This is a genomic window from Streptomyces sp. NBC_00158 (assembly GCF_045160885.1).
Taxonomy (GTDB): Bacteria; Actinomycetota; Actinomycetes; order Streptomycetales; family Streptomycetaceae; genus Streptomyces.
In genome coordinates this window covers 3,267,725-3,284,431 of sequence record NZ_CP108161.1, presented here as the reverse complement: position 1 = coordinate 3,284,431, position 16,707 = coordinate 3,267,725, and the positions used below count along the sequence as shown (strand labels likewise).

16 protein-coding genes and 1 riboswitch are annotated in these 16,707 nt (G+C 71.0%); of the genes, 10 read left to right on the top strand and 6 right to left on the bottom strand.

The annotated features are described in order from the left end of the window. Window positions 1–6 precede the first annotated feature (6 nt). Window positions 7–876, top strand: coding sequence for a trehalose-phosphatase (otsB, locus tag OG553_RS14975; protein ID WP_405979473.1), 870 nt, complete (start codon window positions 7–9; stop codon window positions 874–876). A gap of 558 nt (window positions 877–1,434) precedes the next feature. On the opposite strand, the gene OG553_RS14970 is transcribed toward otsB, so the two are convergent. Next, window positions 1,435–1,689, bottom strand: coding sequence for a hypothetical protein (locus OG553_RS14970; RefSeq protein ID WP_405979472.1), 255 nt, complete (start codon window positions 1,687–1,689; stop codon window positions 1,435–1,437). A gap of 245 nt (window positions 1,690–1,934) precedes the next feature. Here OG553_RS14970 and OG553_RS14965 point away from each other — a divergent pair, with 245 nt between their 5' ends. After that, window positions 1,935–3,182 carry a Twin-arginine translocation pathway signal gene (locus tag OG553_RS14965; RefSeq protein WP_405979471.1) on the top strand — a complete coding sequence of 416 codons (1,248 nt, stop codon included), beginning with the start codon at window positions 1,935–1,937 and terminating at the stop codon, window positions 3,180–3,182. Window position 3,183: 1 nt separating this feature from the next. Further along, on the top strand, window positions 3,184–3,498 hold the full coding sequence (locus tag OG553_RS14960; protein ID WP_405979470.1) for a 4a-hydroxytetrahydrobiopterin dehydratase: 315 nt from the start codon (window positions 3,184–3,186) through the stop codon (window positions 3,496–3,498). A 780-nt stretch (window positions 3,499–4,278) separates the two neighbouring features. On the opposite strand, the gene OG553_RS14955 is transcribed toward OG553_RS14960, so the two are convergent. Both OG553_RS14955 and OG553_RS14950 read right to left on the bottom strand, forming a co-directional pair. Continuing rightward, on the bottom strand, window positions 4,279–5,736 hold the full coding sequence (locus tag OG553_RS14955; RefSeq protein WP_405979469.1) for a trehalose-6-phosphate synthase: 1,458 nt from the start codon (window positions 5,734–5,736) through the stop codon (window positions 4,279–4,281). Window positions 5,737–5,830: 94 nt separating this feature from the next. Continuing rightward, complete coding sequence (locus tag OG553_RS14950; RefSeq protein ID WP_405979468.1) at window positions 5,831–6,781, bottom strand: glucosyl-3-phosphoglycerate synthase; 951 nt, start codon at window positions 6,779–6,781, stop codon at window positions 5,831–5,833. A gap of 227 nt (window positions 6,782–7,008) precedes the next feature. Beyond that, window positions 7,009–7,147, top strand: a riboswitch (SAM riboswitch). A 17-nt stretch (window positions 7,148–7,164) separates the two neighbouring features. On the opposite strand from OG553_RS14950, the gene thrC reads away from it, so the two are divergent. The 4 genes from thrC (at window position 7,165) to groL (ending at window position 11,343) form a co-directional block, all read left to right on the top strand. Beyond that, complete coding sequence (gene thrC / locus OG553_RS14945; RefSeq protein ID WP_405979467.1) at window positions 7,165–8,439, top strand: threonine synthase; 1,275 nt, start codon at window positions 7,165–7,167, stop codon at window positions 8,437–8,439. Window positions 8,440–8,482: 43 nt separating this feature from the next. Next, window positions 8,483–8,761, top strand: a complete 279-nt coding sequence (locus OG553_RS14940) for a MoaD/ThiS family protein (protein WP_405979466.1) — start codon at window positions 8,483–8,485, stop codon at window positions 8,759–8,761. A gap of 421 nt (window positions 8,762–9,182) precedes the next feature. Next, complete coding sequence (locus OG553_RS14935) at window positions 9,183–9,389, top strand: cold-shock protein (RefSeq protein WP_008743607.1); 207 nt, start codon at window positions 9,183–9,185, stop codon at window positions 9,387–9,389. A 334-nt stretch (window positions 9,390–9,723) separates the two neighbouring features. Beyond that, the gene (gene groL, locus OG553_RS14930; RefSeq protein WP_405979465.1) at window positions 9,724–11,343 is read left to right on the top strand and encodes a chaperonin GroEL; all 1,620 of its coding nucleotides are present in this window, start codon (window positions 9,724–9,726) and stop codon (window positions 11,341–11,343) included. 92 nt (window positions 11,344–11,435) lie between these two features. Here groL and OG553_RS14925 read toward each other — a convergent pair whose 3' ends face one another. Further along, entirely contained in the window at window positions 11,436–12,014 is a 579-nt protein-coding gene (locus OG553_RS14925) for a Uma2 family endonuclease (RefSeq protein ID WP_405979464.1), read from the bottom strand. Window positions 12,015–12,073: 59 nt separating this feature from the next. Beyond that, window positions 12,074–12,955 carry a hypothetical protein gene (locus tag OG553_RS14920; RefSeq protein ID WP_405979463.1) on the bottom strand — a complete coding sequence of 294 codons (882 nt, stop codon included), beginning with the start codon at window positions 12,953–12,955 and terminating at the stop codon, window positions 12,074–12,076. Between the two features lie 309 nt (window positions 12,956–13,264). Between OG553_RS14920 and OG553_RS14915 the strand changes: the two genes are divergently transcribed. Further along, on the top strand, window positions 13,265–13,879 hold the full coding sequence (locus OG553_RS14915; protein WP_405979462.1) for a phosphoribosylanthranilate isomerase: 615 nt from the start codon (window positions 13,265–13,267) through the stop codon (window positions 13,877–13,879). 55 nt (window positions 13,880–13,934) lie between these two features. After that, window positions 13,935–14,684, top strand: coding sequence for a beta-glucanase (locus tag OG553_RS14910; protein WP_405979461.1), 750 nt, complete (start codon window positions 13,935–13,937; stop codon window positions 14,682–14,684). A gap of 25 nt (window positions 14,685–14,709) precedes the next feature. On the opposite strand, the gene OG553_RS14905 is transcribed toward OG553_RS14910, so the two are convergent. Then, the gene (locus tag OG553_RS14905) at window positions 14,710–15,060 is read right to left on the bottom strand and encodes a protease inhibitor I9 family protein (RefSeq protein ID WP_405979460.1); all 351 of its coding nucleotides are present in this window, start codon (window positions 15,058–15,060) and stop codon (window positions 14,710–14,712) included. A 383-nt stretch (window positions 15,061–15,443) separates the two neighbouring features. Between OG553_RS14905 and OG553_RS14900 the strand changes: the two genes are divergently transcribed. After that, window positions 15,444–16,628, top strand: a complete 1,185-nt coding sequence (locus OG553_RS14900) for a S8 family serine peptidase (RefSeq protein WP_405979459.1) — start codon at window positions 15,444–15,446, stop codon at window positions 16,626–16,628. Window positions 16,629–16,707 lie beyond the last annotated feature (79 nt).

Below are 16,707 nucleotides of genomic sequence, written 5' to 3'. Positions count from 1 at the left end.
GTCCGTATGGGGAGCCAGCCGCACGACCCGCAGCCGAAGCCGCAGCCGATGCCCGTGCCCGCCACCGCAGCCGGACGCGAGGGACTCGAAGCCCTCCTCCGCGCACCCCGCAGAGCCGTCATCGCCCTCGACTTCGACGGCACCCTCGCCGAGATCGTCCCCGACCCCGACCAGGCCCGCGCCCACCCCGACGCCGTCCCCGCGCTCGCCGCGCTCGCGCCCCAGGTCGAAGCCGTCGCCGTGGTCACCGGCCGGCCCGCCGGCGTCGCCGTACGCCACGGCGGCTTCGCCGGAGTACCCGGACTGGAACACCTCGTCGTCCTCGGGCACTACGGGGCCGAACGCTGGGACGCCGTCACCGGCATAGTCCGCGCCCCCGCCGAGCACCCGGGCGTCGCCGCCGTACGGGCCGAGCTACCGGGCTTCCTCGACGCCATCGGCGCGTGGCGCGGGACCTGGATCGAGGAGAAGGGCCAGGCGCTCGCCGTCCACACCCGCCGCGCCGAAGACCCCGCGGCGGCCTTCGAAGCCCTCCGCGAACCCCTCGCGGAGCTCGCCGCCCGCCACGGCCTCATGGTCGAGCCGGGCCGAGCCGTCCTGGAACTCCGCCCGCCGGGCATGGACAAGGGCGTCGCCCTGACCGAGTTCCTCACCGAGCGCGGCGCCGAGGCCGTCCTGTACGCGGGCGACGACCTCGGCGACCTCGCGGCGTACTCGGCGGTCGAGAAGCGCCGCACCGAAGGCCTCCCGGGCCTCCTGGTGTGCAGCGGTTCGGCGGAAGTCCCCGAACTGGCATCCCGAGCCGACCTCGTCCTCCCGGGCCCGGCAGCGGTAACGGCCTTCCTGGCCCAGCTGGCGGGGGCACTGCGGGGGTAGGGGCGGGGGCTCGCGGCGGGGGCCCGCTATCTCCCCCTCGAGGTGGTGGGGGCGGGGCGGTGTTTGCCCACCCGCCTCCCCGTCTGCGGGCCGGTGGGCGGGGTCCCCTCGGGCGGTCTCACGGCCGGTTTGGGGGTTTCCCGTCAGTCCCATCGTCCTTCCGTGTCGTGCCGGCCTGTCAAGGGCGCTCCTTCGTCGCGTCGCTTCGCGATGGCCTTCGGCCACCCTTGACAGACCGACCCGCCACGGAAAGCCGAAAGACTGCCGGGAAACCCCCAAAAGAACGGCACGGTCGATGGTTGAAGGGACGACCCTGTCAGCGATGAGGCGAGGCGTCGGGGCCCGGCCCGCCGGGCATCCGGGCCCTCAGATGCCGCCGTTCCGGGCCGGGTGCGCGGCTACCTGCACGAGAGGTTGATCAGAGCGGCCTACGGAGCCCCCTGACGCGTCAGATCGCTACGCGCTCCTCATTCCTCGGCGTCCGGCGACCGTCCTGGGCTGATACCTGCACCAAAGGACGACCAGGACAGCCGGGAAACCTGCGGGCGCGTCAGATCGCTACGCGCTTCTCTGATCTCGGCGGCCGACGGCCGTCTTGGGCTGGTCCGGGGCGGGTTCGACGTTGGTGACGGCGGTGGTGAATTCGCGGCCCGAGGCGCCACGGATGTAGGCGAGCTCCATCCAGCGCTCGATGCCCGTGTCCGAGACGTTCTCGTTGATCACGGCCATGAGGACGCCTTCGGCGCCGGAGGCGATGTCGCGGACGCGTCGGCGGAGGAGGCGGTGGGGGACGTACTCGTACTGCTCACTCATCGTCCTGCTCCGCCTCTTCGGGTGCGCTGCGCAGGAACCTCGCCCAGCCGGCTTCCGCGCGGGCGATCAGTCCGGGGCTGGGACGGCAGCATCCCTGCAACTCGGGTCGTTCCTCTGCGCTGTTCGTCGTCATGCCGAGATGACGGGCGGGCAGGCGCGGCGGTCGACAGGTCGTCGTGTGGCCATCGGTGGCCATGTGGCGGCCACAGGAGCGGATGGACGCGATGACGCCTCAACCTGGGTCCATGAGTCAACGCAATGACGCACTGCGAGCTGCGAGGCTGCGCGTCGGCTGGCGCACGATGGACCAGGCGGCGAAGAGCCTGTCCGAGCACGGGCAGCGGTTACTCCAGGACCGGCACTTCGAGGTGTCGCCGCGCACCTGGCGTCGCTGGGAGGGCGAGCGGCCGGGCTGGCCTCCCGAGGAGACCGCGATCGTGCTGCACGACGTGCTGGGCCGCTGGCCCGAGGATCTGGGATTCACCGTGCCCGCCGGATGGATCCGCCCCGAGGCCCGTCAGGAGAAGGACGTGAACAGAAGACAGTTCGTCTCCGTCACCGCCGCCGCGCTTGTCCCTGGGCCGATGTCGCCCCAGCACGTGGATCCGGCACTCGTCGACTACTTCGAGCAGCAGCTCGAAGGGCATTACCGAGCTGACATGTATCTCGGTCCTCACGACCTGATCGGTACCGTCAGCGCGCAGTACCAGCTGATCGACAAGCTGATCCGCTCCGCGAGGGGCGAGGCGCGCCGTGGCCTTCTGCGGGTGGGGGCCGCCTACGCCGCGCTGGTCGGCTGGCTGTACCAGGACGCGGGCGATCTCGGTGCCGCCGCGTTCTGGCGCGGTGTCACGCAGGAGATGGCGGTACGGTCCCGTGACCCTCAGCTCATCGGTTACAGCCTCGTCAACCAGGCACACGTACGGACGGACCTACGGGACGGGTACGGAGTGATCGACCTGTGCGAGGCAGCCTTGGACGTGTCGGACGTGGTCCTGCCCAAGATCCGAGTCATGGCCATGCAGCAACAGGCGCACGGCGCGAGCCTCACCGGCGACCGGACCACCGTGGATCGTCTCATCGACACTGCCGACGGACTGTTGGCCCGCGTGGACGACGACCTGCCCTGGGGCAACGCCTGCCGAAGGACACCCGGTTACCTGGAGGTCCAACGCGCCACCTGCTACGGGCGGCTGGGCCTGGGCAGGGAGGCGGACTCGCTCTGGGCACAGGTCCTCTCCGTCGTGCCCACGAGCGCACGGCGGGACCGGGGCGTGTACCTCGCCCGGCACGCCACTTCCGCCGCGACCGCACGGGAACCCGACCACGCGGTGGAGATCGCCCGTGAAGCCGTCGACATCGCCATCGAGACCCGGTCCGCCCGCATGTTCCGCGAACTGCTCACTCTGGAGCGGGCCATGCGTCCGTGGCACGATGCCCCCGTAGGCCGGGACCTCGCAGAGATCCTGGCGCCGGTTGGCAAGGGGAGCTGACATGGGCGTACCGACGGTCCTGACCGACGAGCAGATCGCCGAGAACCTGGCCGGGCTGCCCGGCTGGGAACGCAAGGGCGACGAGATCACCCGCACCTACGAGATCCGCTACCACGCCGCCGTGGCAGCCATCGTCACCATCGCCGACCGGTCCAGGCGCATCCAGCACCACGCGGACCTCGACCTGCGGATCGACCACCTGCGGGCGACGATCACCACCCACGACGCCGGTCACCGCCTCACCGCAGCCGACTTCGACCTCGCCCACCGCATCGACGCGATCGTCGCCGCCCACCAGTCCCTCCCCCTGGACTGAAACGGCCTAGTGGGCCGGTACTCCGAGGCCCTGGGATTCGCTCTGCCGGTACCGATGGCACGAGTCCGCGCAGACGGGAAGGGAGGACATGACATGGAGACCAACGCCCTGAAGAGGTACAGCCAACCTTCGGAGTGATGCAACAGGCGATCGGTGCGGGTATCAGCCCTGGACGGTCTCCGGCCGCCGAGATCAGAGAAGCGCGTAGCGATCTGACGCGCCCGTCCGCTTCCGGCGCTGCTCTGATCGTCCTTTGGTGCGGGTATTCAGCCCTAGACGGGCGTCGGACGCTGAGAAATGAGGAGCGCGTAGCGATCTGTTGCGTCTGGAGGCTCCGCAGGCCGCTCGGGTCGCCTTTTGGTGCGGGTAGCCGTGCCCCCGGCCCTGAATCGCGGATCGCACGGCTCGGATGCCCGGCGGGCCGGGTCCCGGCCCCTCGCCTCATCGCTGCGACACCCGTCCCTTCTCCTCTGGACCGTGCCGTTCTTTTGGGGGTTTCCCGGCAGTCTTTCGGCTTTCCGTGGCGGGTCGGTCTGTCAAGGGTGGAGCGAAGCGACATCGCGTAGCGACGCGACCGAAGGGAGCGCCCTTGACAGGCCGGCCCGACGCGGAAGGACGATGGGACTGACGGGAAGCCCCCAACCTGCTCTGAGACCGCCCGAGGGGACCCCGCCGGCCCACCCCACCGCCCCGCAGACGGGGAGGTGGGCGGGCAGCCACCGACCCGCCCCCGCCCCCACCCCCTCGCGGGGGAGATAGCGGGCCCCCACCGCGAGCCCCTTACCCCCGCAGGGCCTCCAGCTGGGCTTCGAACCAGGCCGCCGGGGGGAGGGTCGTGGCGGATGCGGCCAGGCGCTTCGTGCGTTCCGCGCGTTCGTGCGCGGGCATGGTGAGGGCCTCGTGGAGGGCTTCGGCCGTCGCGGTGACGTCGTACGGGTTGACCGTCAGGGCGTCCGCGCGGAGTTCCGCGTACGCGCCCGCCCCGGTGGAGAGGACCAGGGCGCAGCCCGCCTCCGAGACGACCGGGATCTCCTTCGCAACGAGGTTCATGCCGTCCCGCACCGGGTTGATCAGGGCCACGTCCGCCAGCCGGTACGCGGCCAGGGAGCGGGCGAAGTCGTCCTGGACGGAGACGAGGACCGGCTGCCAGTCGTCCGTACCGAACTCCGTGTTGATCTCCCCGGCCAGTTCGCGCACCGACTCGGTGTAGTCCCGGTACACCTTCAGGTCCTGCCGGGAGGGGTAGGCGGAGGCCAGGTGGACGACGCGGCCGCGCCACTCGGGGTGGGTGGTCAGGAGCTCTCGGTAGGCGAGGAGCCCGCGCAGGATGTTCTTCGACAGTTCGGTGCGGTCGACGCGGACGATGGTCCTGCGGTCGCCCACCTCCGCCCGCAGCCCGGCGAGCTTGTCGTCGACCTCCGGCCGGTGGGCCAGTTCCCGCAGGTCGTCCGCGTCCACCCCGAGGGCGAAGACCCTGACGTAGGTCCGCTTGTGCCGTACGGGGCCCAGCGGGTGCTTGTCGACGTAGCGGGCCTTCGCCGGCTCCACCCCGGAGGGGAACTTCGAGGAGGCGATGCCCCGCTCGTCGTCGATGTTCGCGCAGTTCATGAAGGCGTGCGCCCACGGCCAGGTGTGGAAGCCGACCACGTCCGCCCCGAGCATCCCCCACATGAGCTGGGACCGGACGTCGTCGGGCAGCATCCGAAGGAACTCGTAGGACGCCCACGGCGTGTGCGTGAAGTGCGCGATCCGCAGGTCCGGCCGCAGTTCCCGCAGCTGCCCCGGGACCAGGGCGAGGTGGTAGTCCTGGACGAGGACGGACGCGCCCTCGGCGGCCTCCTCGGCCAGGGCTTCGGCGAAGGCGCGGTTGTAGGCGGTGTACGAGGCCCAGCGCCGCCGGAACCCCGCGTCGAAGACGGGTTCGCGGGGGACGTCGTAGAGGTGGTGGTGGGTGAACCAGAGCACGGAGTTCGCGATGCCGTTGTACGCGTCGTCGTACACCTCGGGGTCGATGTCCAGCATCCGGACGCCCGGCTCGGAGACTCCGCGGCGGACGGCCTCCCGGTCGGCTTCGGAGAGGGCCGCGCAGATCCACAGGGCCTCCGGCTGCGCCGCGAGCGCGGCGGAGAGTCCGGAGACGAGGCCGCCGCCGCCGCGCCGGGCGCTGAGGGTGCCGTCGGCGTCGAGGGCGTACGAGAGCGGGCCGCGGTTGGCGGCGACGAGTACCTGAGAAGCCATGTCGCGAACCTAGCCCGGGGCCCGCTCGCTCAAACGTCCGGGAAATGTCCGGTTCGTCACGTACTGGTCAAGGGTGGGGCAGAGCAGGGCCGCGTCACGCCACGCGCCGCCCCGCGTACTCCTTGACCTCCGCCATCGGCGGCCGCTCCTCCGTGTCCACGGCGTACGTGCGCGGCACGAACCCGTCCGGCCCCCGCTCGAACTGGGTCAGCTCCGGCCGCACCAGGTGCCCGCGCGAGAGCCGCAGCTGGGCGGTGCGGTAGATCGCGGCGGCCATCCGGCCCAGGGCCTGCCCGTCCTGGTGGCGGTGCAGCCGGACCCCCACGTCCACCTGGGCCAGCGCGTCCAGTCCGACCGTGTGCAGCGCGTCCACCAGCAGGCCCAGCTCGACCCCGTACCCGACGGGGAAGGGGAGGCGTTCCAGCAGGGAGCGGCGTACGGCGTACTCGCCGCCCAGTGGCTGGACGAAGCCGGCCAGCTGGGGCCAGTGGAGGTTGAGGAGCGGGCGGGCCACCAGCTCCGTGACGCGGCCGCCCTGGCCCGGCGCGTCGCCGAGGGGCCGGTCGTACATGGCCTTGACGAACTGCACCTGCGGGTCGGTGAGCAGCGGTCCGACGATCCCGGAGACGAAGGCGGAGTCGAAGTCCCGCAGGTCGGCGTCGACGAAGCAGACGACGTCCCCGGTGGTGGCCAGCAGGGAGCGCCACAGCACCTCGCCCTTGCCGGGCAGGGTCGGGATGCGGGGCAGGATCGAGTCCCGGTGCACCACGCGGGCGCCGGCCTTCGCGGCGACCTCCGCCGTACGGTCGGAGGAGCCGGAGTCGACGACGACCAGCTCGTCCACCAGGGGGACGGGCGGGGCCTCGATCAGGTCGCGCCGGATGATCTCGACGATCTCCCCGACGGTGGCCTCCTCGTCGAGCGCGGGCAGCACCACGCTCACCGTCGTCCCGGCCGCCCGTTTCCGGTCGAGCAGCTGGTCGAGCGGTCGGTCGGCGGCGGACCAGGAGCGGTCTGCCAGCCAGCGCTCCACCTCATCCAGCACTCTCAGCACTCCCTGCGCTTCTCTGCGGCACTACCCAGACACTTCACGCTCGGCTCACGCTCGGCGGATTTGCGCCGAATTGTGATCCATCTCGCGGTTCGGACGGCTGTCTCAACCACCCGTCCCTTCGGTTACAGTCTTGAACAACGCGAGAGACCACCGCATGCCGGGGGTCCCGCGGAACAAACGCACCGGCGCGCCACAGAGCGCGTGTGCCGGTGCCATACCGCTCATCCAGAGGGGCAGAGGGACACGGCCCGTTGAAGCCCCGGCAACCCTCCAGTCGGTTCTCGCAAGCGCGAGGCCCCGGCTAGGGAAGGTGCCAATTCCGTCTCATGGCGAAGTGCGCCATGGGGAAGATGAGGAGAAAGGGCCTCGCCATCATGGCTGCACAGACTGTCGCCACCTCTGTCGACCTCGGACCCGCCACCGGACTTTCCTGTCGCGAGTGCGGTACCCGCTTCGAGCTCGGCCCCATCTTCGCCTGCGTCGAGTGCTTCGGCCCCCTGGAAGTCGCCTACGAGCTCCCGCTCGGCGACCCGGAGGCCCTGCGCGCCGCGATCGAGGCCGGTCCGAACAACATCTGGCGCTACGCGCCGCTGCTGCCCGTCCCGGTGGACGTGGCCTCCAAGCCGAGCCTGAACCCCGGCTTCACCAAGCTCGTGGACGCCGAGAACCTGGCCAAGGAGCTGGGCGTCACCGGCAAGCTCTACGTCAAGGACGACTCCGGCAACCCGACGCACTCCTTCAAGGACCGCGTCGTGGCCATCGCCGTCGAGGCCGCCCGCGCCTTCGGCTTCACCACCCTCTCCTGCTCCTCCACCGGCAACCTGGCCGGCGCCGTCGGCGCCGCGGCCGCCCGGGCCGGGTTCCGCTCCTGCGTGTTCATCCCGCACGACCTGGAGCAGGGCAAGGTCGTCATGGCCGGTGTCTACGGCGGCGACCTCGTCGGCATCGAGGGCAACTACGACGACGTGAACCGCTTCTGCTCCGAGCTCATCGGCGACCCGCTGGGCGAGGGCTGGGGCTTCGTCAACGTCAACCTGCGCCCCTACTACGGCGAGGGCTCCAAGACCCTGGCGTACGAGATCTGCGAGCAGCTCGGCTGGCAGCTGCCCGACCAGATCGTCATCCCGATCGCGTCCGGCTCCCAGCTGACGAAGATCGACAAGGGCCTCCAGGAGCTGATCAAGCTCGGTCTGGTCGAGGACAAGCCGTACAAGATCTTCGGCGCCCAGGCCGAGGGCTGCTCCCCGGTGTCCACCGCATTCAAGGCCGGCCACGACGTGGTCCGCCCGCAGAAGCCGAACACGATCGCCAAGTCCCTGGCCATCGGCAACCCGGCGGACGGCCCGTACGTCCTGGACATCGCGCGGCGCACCGGCGGCTACGTCGAGGACGTCAACGACGAGCAGGTCGTCGAGGCCATCAAGATCCTGGCGCGCACCGAGGGCATCTTCGCCGAGACCGCGGGCGGCGTGACCGTCGGCGTGACGAAGAAGCTCATCGAGAACGGGCAGCTCGACCCGGCGCTGACCACGGTGGTCCTGAACACCGGTGACGGCCTCAAGACCCTGGAGGCGGTGGCCGCCGACAGCGGCCAGACCGCCACCATCCGCCCGAGCCTGGACGCGTTCCGCGCCGCCGGCCTGGCCTGACCCTTCCCCCCTGACCTGACACATCCGGAAAGGCGGTAGCGCCATGAGCGTCAACGTCCGCATCCCCACCATCCTGCGCACCTACACCGGCGGCGCCGCCGAGGTCACGGCCGAGGGCGCGACCCTGGCCGAGGTCATCGAGTCCCTGGAGAAGAGCCACCCGGGCATCGCCGCGCGCGTCCTGGACGACCAGGGCAAGCTGCGCCGCTTCGTGAACGTCTACGTCAACGACGACGACGTGCGCTTCGAGGGCGGCCTGGAGGCGGCGACGCCGGACGGCGCCGGCGTCTCGATCATCCCCGCCGTGGCCGGCGGCTGCTGATCCGCTGATCCGCTGATCCCCGGCCGGCTTCGCGGCTGACGCGTTCAGATCAGAATTGCCCCCTCCGCTAAAAGTGGAGGGGGCAATTCTGCTTGATTGGGCGCGGTAGAGTTGGGGCAGTCCCCTCCGCTGTTCTTGCCCGCCGCATATGAGCGGGCCGACGGATGGTTGACATTGAGTCAACATGAGCGCGCCTTTTGGGCCTTTGGTGCCTCTTGTCTGGCCCGAGTTGCCCTGGAATACCCCTGGATTTCACCCTATTTCCAGCTTTCCGTGTGTCCAGATTTCTCGTCGGATTGACCTGTTGCAGACAGCACCGGTGCGGATACATTCAGCCGCGGTCGAGGCGTTCCGGCGCAAGTTCTGACCCGGGACCGCGAAGTGCGGTCCCGCGCAAGGGCCAGTAATAGGGGAGTTAGGCATGGCTCAGGGCACCGTCAAGTGGTTCAACGCGGAGAAGGGCTACGGCTTCATCGCGGTCGACGGTGGTGCGGATGTGTTCGTCCACTACAGCGCCATCCAGATGGACGGATACCGCACCCTTGAAGAGGGTCAGCGGGTCGAGTTCGAGATCTCGCAGGGCCAGAAGGGTCCGCAGGCGGACATGGTCAAGCTCGCGGCCGGCTGAGTCGGAGCGAACGCGATCGGCCACCGACGCACGCACGAGCTTGAGGGGCCCACATCCTGGACAGGGATGTGGGCCCCTCCTGCGTGTCGCCCCGCGTCACCGCCGTGTCGCCGCCGCGCCGCCCGCGTGTTGCCTGAAGCCGCTTGCACTCGTGGGGGTCGAGTGCTAATCATTGGCGTTAGCACTCTCCCGGTGAGAGTGCTACTAAAACGAGGACCGGGCCGGTGAGGCCCGCAGGACCCGGCGGGACGGAACCGCCGGATCCGCAGGCCGTCCGTCGCGGGCGCGGGCGCGGTCCGGAGCAATCCACCCCTGTCCGGGAGGACCACTTCACATGGCCAAGATCATTGCGTTCAACGAGGAGGCCCGGCGCGGTCTCGAGCGTGGCATGAACCAGCTCGCCGACGCCGTCAAGGTCACCCTTGGCCCCAAGGGTCGCAACGTCGTCCTTGAGAAGAAGTGGGGCGCCCCCACGATCACCAACGACGGCGTCTCCATCGCCAAGGAGATCGAGCTCGAGGACCCGTACGAGAAGATCGGCGCCGAGCTGGTCAAGGAAGTCGCCAAGAAGACGGACGACGTCGCCGGTGACGGTACGACCACCGCGACCGTCCTCGCCCAGGCGCTCGTACGCGAGGGCCTGCGCAACGTCGCCGCCGGCGCCAACCCGATGGCCCTCAAGCGCGGCATCGAGAAGGCCGTCGAGGCCGTCTCCGCCGCCCTGCTGGCCCAGGCCAAGGATGTCGAGACCAAGGAGCAGATCGCTTCCACGGCCTCCATCTCCGCCGCCGACACCCAGATCGGCGAGCTCATCGCCGAGGCCATGGACAAGGTCGGCAAGGAAGGCGTCATCACCGTCGAGGAGTCCCAGACCTTCGGTCTGGAGCTTGAGCTCACCGAGGGCATGCGCTTCGACAAGGGCTACATCTCGGCGTACTTCGCCACCGACATGGAGCGTATGGAGGCGTCCCTCGACGACCCGTACATCCTGATCGTCAACTCCAAGATCGGCTCGGTCAAGGACCTGCTGCCGCTCCTGGAGAAGGTCATGCAGTCCGGCAAGCCGCTGCTGATCATCGCCGAGGACGTCGAGGGCGAGGCCCTGTCGACCCTGGTCGTCAACAAGATCCGCGGCACCTTCAAGTCCGTCGCCGTCAAGGCCCCGGGCTTCGGCGACCGCCGCAAGGCCATGCTCGGCGACATCGCCATCCTCACGGGCGGCACGGTCATCTCCGAGGAGGTCGGCCTCAAGCTGGAGAACGCCGGTCTCGACCTGCTCGGCCGCGCCCGCAAGGTCGTCATCACCAAGGACGAGACCACCATCGTCGACGGTGCCGGTGACAGCGACCAGGTCGGCGGCCGCGTCAACCAGATCCGCGCCGAGATCGAGAACTCCGACTCGGACTACGACCGCGAGAAGCTCCAGGAGCGCCTCGCGAAGCTGGCCGGCGGCGTGGCCGTCATCAAGGCCGGTGCCGCGACCGAGGTCGAGCTCAAGGAGCGCAAGCACCGCATCGAGGACGCCGTCCGCAACGCGAAGGCGGCCGTCGAGGAGGGCATCGTCGCCGGCGGTGGCGTGGCCCTGCTGCAGGCCTCCTCGGTCTTCGAGAAGCTGGAGCTCACGGGTGACGAGGCGACCGGCGCCAACGCCGTGAAGCTCGCGCTGGAGGCCCCGCTGAAGCAGATCGCCGTCAACGGTGGTCTCGAGGGCGGCGTCGTCGTGGAGAAGGTGCGCAACCTGGCCGTCGGCCACGGTCTGAACGCCGCCACCGGCGAGTACGTCGACATGATCGCCGAGGGCATCATCGACCCGGCGAAGGTCACGCGTTCCGCGCTGCAGAACGCCGCGTCCATCGCCGCGCTGTTCCTGACCACCGAGGCCGTCATCGCCGACAAGCCGGAGAAGGCCGCCGCCGCTCCGGGCGGCATGCCGGGCGGTGACATGGACTTCTGATCGGCCCCGCGCTGATCGGCTGTTCTCGAACGAGGGCGGCACCCCTTCCCGACGGAGGGGGTGCCGCCCTCGGGCGTTTGCGGGGAGGGGGCTCAGTGCGCGTAGTCCTTGAGCGCCTCGGTGACGAGGGCGAACCCGACCGGCTCGGGGAGGGCGAGGGTTCGGCCGTAGGGGCAGGACTCCCGCAGGCGGTAGCGTCCGTTTTCCGGCGCGCTGTAGACCGTGACGGTGTCGCTGTCGCGGTCGATCAGCAGGAACACGGGGATGCCCGCCTGCGCGTAACCGTCACGCTTCTCCTGCCTGTCGCGGGCCTCGGTGTCATGGTCATGTGACGTGACCTCGACGGTCATCAGCACCCCTGCGGGATCGGACCACTCACCGTGCCCGGCGAAGTGCCGTTGCGGGGCGAGTGCACCATCGGGCCGGGCGCGGCCGTTGCGGTAGTGCTCGGTGCGGAGGCCGCGCTCGCGGTACAGGCGCAGGTCGGGGCGGTGCGCCATGCACTGGTCCGCGACCCACATGATGATCTCGTCGTGGTCGCCGTCGGGCACCGGCTTGACCTCCAGCTTTCCGTTGATGAATTCGAGCGTGACGGTCTCGGGTGCGCGACTTGCCAGAGTCTCGAAGTCCTTCAGCGGCATCTGGGCGTGCGCGGCGGTGCTGGGGGTCATGGGGTCGCCTCCTCGACTCCATGGTGCCCGTGTTCGGCGCCGGTGGAGCGGCGGACTGGTCATCGGCGGTTCCTTTCGCGGATGCGGGTCGCGTGGGCGCGGACCTCGTCCGGGGTGAGGGACGGGGTGAACACCGGCGGGCGGGGGCCTTCGGGGCGGCAGGCGCGGCAGCGGCCTTCGACGAAGGCGCCGGGCGGGCCGGGGGCGCGGCATTCGGTGCACTCGGCGCGGACCGGGGGTGGGGCTTCTTCCGGCAGGGCCGGGGCCGGGTCGGGTGGTGCGGCGGGGAGTTTGGATTCCAGGCGTTTGCGGAGCAGGGCCGCCGGGTGGTGGACCACGGGCGGCAGGCCGGCGGTGAGGGTGAGCCGGATGCGGTCGGGGGTGGCGCCGCGGGCCAGCCAGGGGACCAGGAGCGGGGCGAGGGTCGTGCAGTCGGCCTTGGACAGCGCCAGGGCGGGGGCGGTGCGGCCGAGCGAGGTGAGGATGCCGTACGCGTCGGGGCCGACGGCGGCCGGTGCCGGTGCCGGGGGTACCGGTGAGGGTGGTGGCGGGGCGGTCGGTGCGGGGGAATCCCTCTGGGTGAACCGGGCCCACCAGGCGCCGTCGCGGGCCGTGCGGGAGAAGAACGTACGGGTGACCCAGCGGGTGACCGGGCCGGGCAGCCGCTGCCGTACGCGGTGCAGGTGCCCGGCGGTGGCCAGCCGGTTGAGGGCGGTGCGCAGGGCGCACTGGCCCCACAGGGGCAGCACGGCGGCGAGGGTCTTCACGCTGATGTCGGCGCCGTCCGGCAGCCGGTCGAGGTACCCGGCGACGGCCGCCTCGCGGGCGGGGAGGTGCGCGAAGTCGCGGGCGGTGCGCGGCGCTTGCTCCGGTGCGGCGATTTTGCCGTAGCCGGGCTTGGCGAGGGGGTGCGGGGCAGCACTAAGCTGGCTGTCATCCATGGGGATCGTTTGGTCCGATCTCGTTTGGTCAGGCCCTCGTTCGGTGTTGGCGCACCGGCGGGGGCCGATTTTCGTTTCCAGCCGCAAGGTAGGGCCTGATGGCCCTGCGTGGCAAGCCGGTCACGGATCGTCATCCGGCCTGGTATGGGCGGGGGTTGGGGAGGGTGGTGGGTGGTGGTGGGCTCCGCCCACCACCCATTCCACAGACAAAGCGCTCGGACTCTCGGGGCTTGAGCCCCGGGGCCGGGCGGGCGCCCGGAACGTGGGACGTATCGGCGTGGCAGAGCGGCGTTTGGTTGACTTGACGGCATGAGCGACGGGAAAAGCGTGTTCGTCAAGATCTGCGGGCTGAAGACCCCGCACGACGTCGACGTGGCCGTGGAGGCCGGGGCCGATGCCGTCGGGTTCGTGTTCGCCCCGGGCAGCCCCCGCACCATCGGCGCCGCCGAGGCTCGGGAACTGGCCGCGCGGGTGCCGGACGGGGTGCTGACCGTCGGGGTGTTCCGCGGGCAGCCCCTGGAAGAGGTGCGCCGGCTCGCCGAGGAGAGCGGCGTACGCGGCGTACAGCTGCACGGCGACGAACCCGCCGACTACTACGCGCGCCTGCGCGCCCCCGGGCGTACGCTGCTGCGCGCCACCGCCGAGCACGTGGAGCGCTGCGGCGAGTACGGGGAGGACCTGCTCCTCATCGACGCCCCCGACCCCGGCTCCGGCAAGCCCTGGAACTGGGGATCCGCGCAGTTCACGGCCCCCGAGGGGCACTGGCTGCTGGCCGGCGGGCTCAGTCCGGCCAACGTCCGCGAGGCCCTCTCCGCCACCGGCGCCTGGGGCGTGGACGTCTCCAGCGGGGTCGAGCGGGAACGCGGGGTCAAGTCCCCCGAGCTGATCCGCGCCTTCATCGAGGCCGCGCGCGCGATCGTATGATTACTCTGAGTGAGAACGGGGGGTTCGGGGCGGGCCGGGCGGGCACAACCGCCGCATGGACCCGGAACCGGAAACGCACGGCTGGCTGCGCCGCCTGACCCGCCGCCTCGCCCCCGCGGGCGGCGGCGGGGGGCTGCTCCCCGTGTTCACCCCGCGCCCCACCCCCGTCTTCACCGCCGACTTCACCTCCACCACCCAATGGGTGGCCGGCCGCTCCTGGGCCTATCCCCACGGCGGGCCCGTCAACCCCGGCGACAACAAGCTCGACCACCTCACCGCCGACCCCGCCTACAGCCGCTCCGGCACCTTCCGCGCGACCCTGCGCCCCGACGGGAACTGGGACGCCGGGCTGCTCACCACCGAGGGCAGTGACGAGGGCTTCGAGGTCCGCACCGGCGACGTGCTGGAGGCCCGCGTCCGGCTGCCGGAGGAGATGGGCGCCTGGCCCGCCATCTGGACCTGGCGGGACGGCGGCCAGGAGATCGACGTCTTCGAGTACCACCCCGACAACCCCGACCTGCTGGAACTGTCCAACCACGTACGCGAGGCCCACCGCTACCTCCACGACCCGACCGTCCACCCCGGCGCCTGGCTCGACCTGAAGGTGGAGTTCGGACGCAGGTCCGTCATCTGGTGGGTGAACGGCCTGCGCGTCTACTCCGACGGCCGGGGCGTCGGCCGCGGCTGGCACGCGTACCTGATCGTCAACCTGTCCGTCTGCGCCGGCCGCTACCACCCCACCCCCCGGCCGGGCGTCACCGAGATGTCGTACGAGGTGTCGCAACTGCGCGTCCACCGGGCGTAGGGCCGGGCCTCAGGGGCCCCGGCGGTCAGGCGGGCACGCCCACGACGGGGCCGTCCTCCTCGACGGCCACCACGACCGGGGTGGCCCGCAGGGCTTCGACCTGTTCGGGGGAGAGGCGGGCGGCGAAGCCGTTGGCCACCTCGTGGAACACGTGGGTCGGACGGATCCCGTAGGCGTCGGCGACGGCGGCCGGGTCGAGGCCCTCGTGGACGGTGACGAGGTACGACGGCTGGTCGGCGGCCGGGGCCGCGGGGGAGACGGCCGCGGCTTCGGGATCGGCGACGGCCCACGCGGGCAGGGCGGGCAGTACGGCTACGGCGGCCAGCGCGGCGGCGGCGACGGCGGTGGGCAGGGTCCAGCTCGGGCGGGTGCGCATGCCCGCGAGGCCATCACGCGGGCTCCGCCGGGTCAACGACCCTGCGGCGTGGCGGAATCGGGGGCGGGAGTGAAGCCCGAGTGCGCGTGCGCCCCCTCGGCGGTTGCGTGCCCCGTTCCCCGTACGGGTGAACTTGCCGGGCCGTCATATGACCGTCCCGGCAGGTGGCGGGACGTGGGCGTCAATCGGGGAGGATCCTTTTTGCATCGGGCGCGGACGGCTGCCGACGGACGCCACCCAGCCCATGGGCCAAGCGGGGCGGGCGGTTCAAGTTCCGCGCGGACGGAGACCGATGAAGTGGACGGCCGCCTTCCGGAACGAGTTCTCGCATCGTGCGGAGGCGGCTCACCCATGCCGACCTTCCCCTTCAGGGAGTCCTCTTCATGCGCCTGCTCGCACGCCTGGCCACCGCCGCCCTCCTCACCGTGACACCGGTAGCCGCCGGTACGGCCTCCTCCGCGGACACGCCGGAACCGACCCCGGCACCGCTGCACACCTCGGCGAACGCCGTGCCCGGCCAGTACATCGTGACCCTGGAGAAGGGGGTGGACGCGGTGAAGGCCGCGCAGAAGCTGGGCCTCAAGCCGTCGTTCGTCTACGGCTCGGCGATCAACGGCTTCGCGGTCCCGATGACCGCGCTCCAGCTGACGATCGTCCGCAACAGCCTGGGGGTGAAGTCGGTCGAGGAGGACGCGCAGGTGCAGTCCGTGCCGGTTCAGTCCTCCGCGGGCACCATGAGGGGCCCGTCCTCGTCCTGGGGGCTGGACCGGATCGACCAGAAGGAGCTGCCGCTCGACGACGTCTTCGCCACCCAGGGCAACGGCGCGGGCGTAACGGCCTACATCCTCGACACCGGCATCGACTACGCGCACACCGAGTTCGGGGGCCGCGCCAAGCCGGGCTTCGACGCGATCAACGACGGGCGCAACGGCCAGGACTGCCAGGGGCACGGCACGCACGTCGCGGGCACGGTCGCGGGCAAGACCTACGGGGTGGCGCGCAAGGCGACCCTGGTCAGCGTGCGCGTTCTCGGGTGCGACGGCAAGGGCGCGTGGTCGGGGATCCTCGCGGGCATGGACTGGGTGGCCAAGAACGCCAAGCAGCCTGCCGTGCTGAACGGCTCGCTGGGCGGGGACCGGTCGGACGCGGTCAACAACGCCGCGACCGCGCTCTCCGACGCGGGCGTGCTGCCGGTCATCGCGGCGGGCAACTCCGCACTCGACGCCTGCAACGTCTCCCCCGCCTCCGCCGCCCGGGTGGTCACGGTCGCCGCGAGCAACAAGTACGACGAGGAGACCGACTTCTCCAACTACGGCCGGTGCGTGTCCCTCTACGCACCGGGCCAGGCCATCGTGTCAGCCAAGCTCGGCGGCGGCAGCGTGGCCCTCGACGGCACGTCAATGGCATCGCCGCACGTCGCGGGCGTCGCTGCCCTCTACAAGCAGGCGCACCCGACGGCGACCCCGGCGGAGATCGCCGAGTTCCTGGACGACGAGTCCACCAAGGACGTCCTGGGCAGCATCAGCAAGAGCAGCCCGAACCGGCTGCTGTACACCGGCGAGCTCTGACCTGCCAGGGGGCCGCGGCGAAGGTGGCCCGGGCCCGCGGGCGGAACACCGCGTGCGGGCACGGGCCCGGTTGAACGCC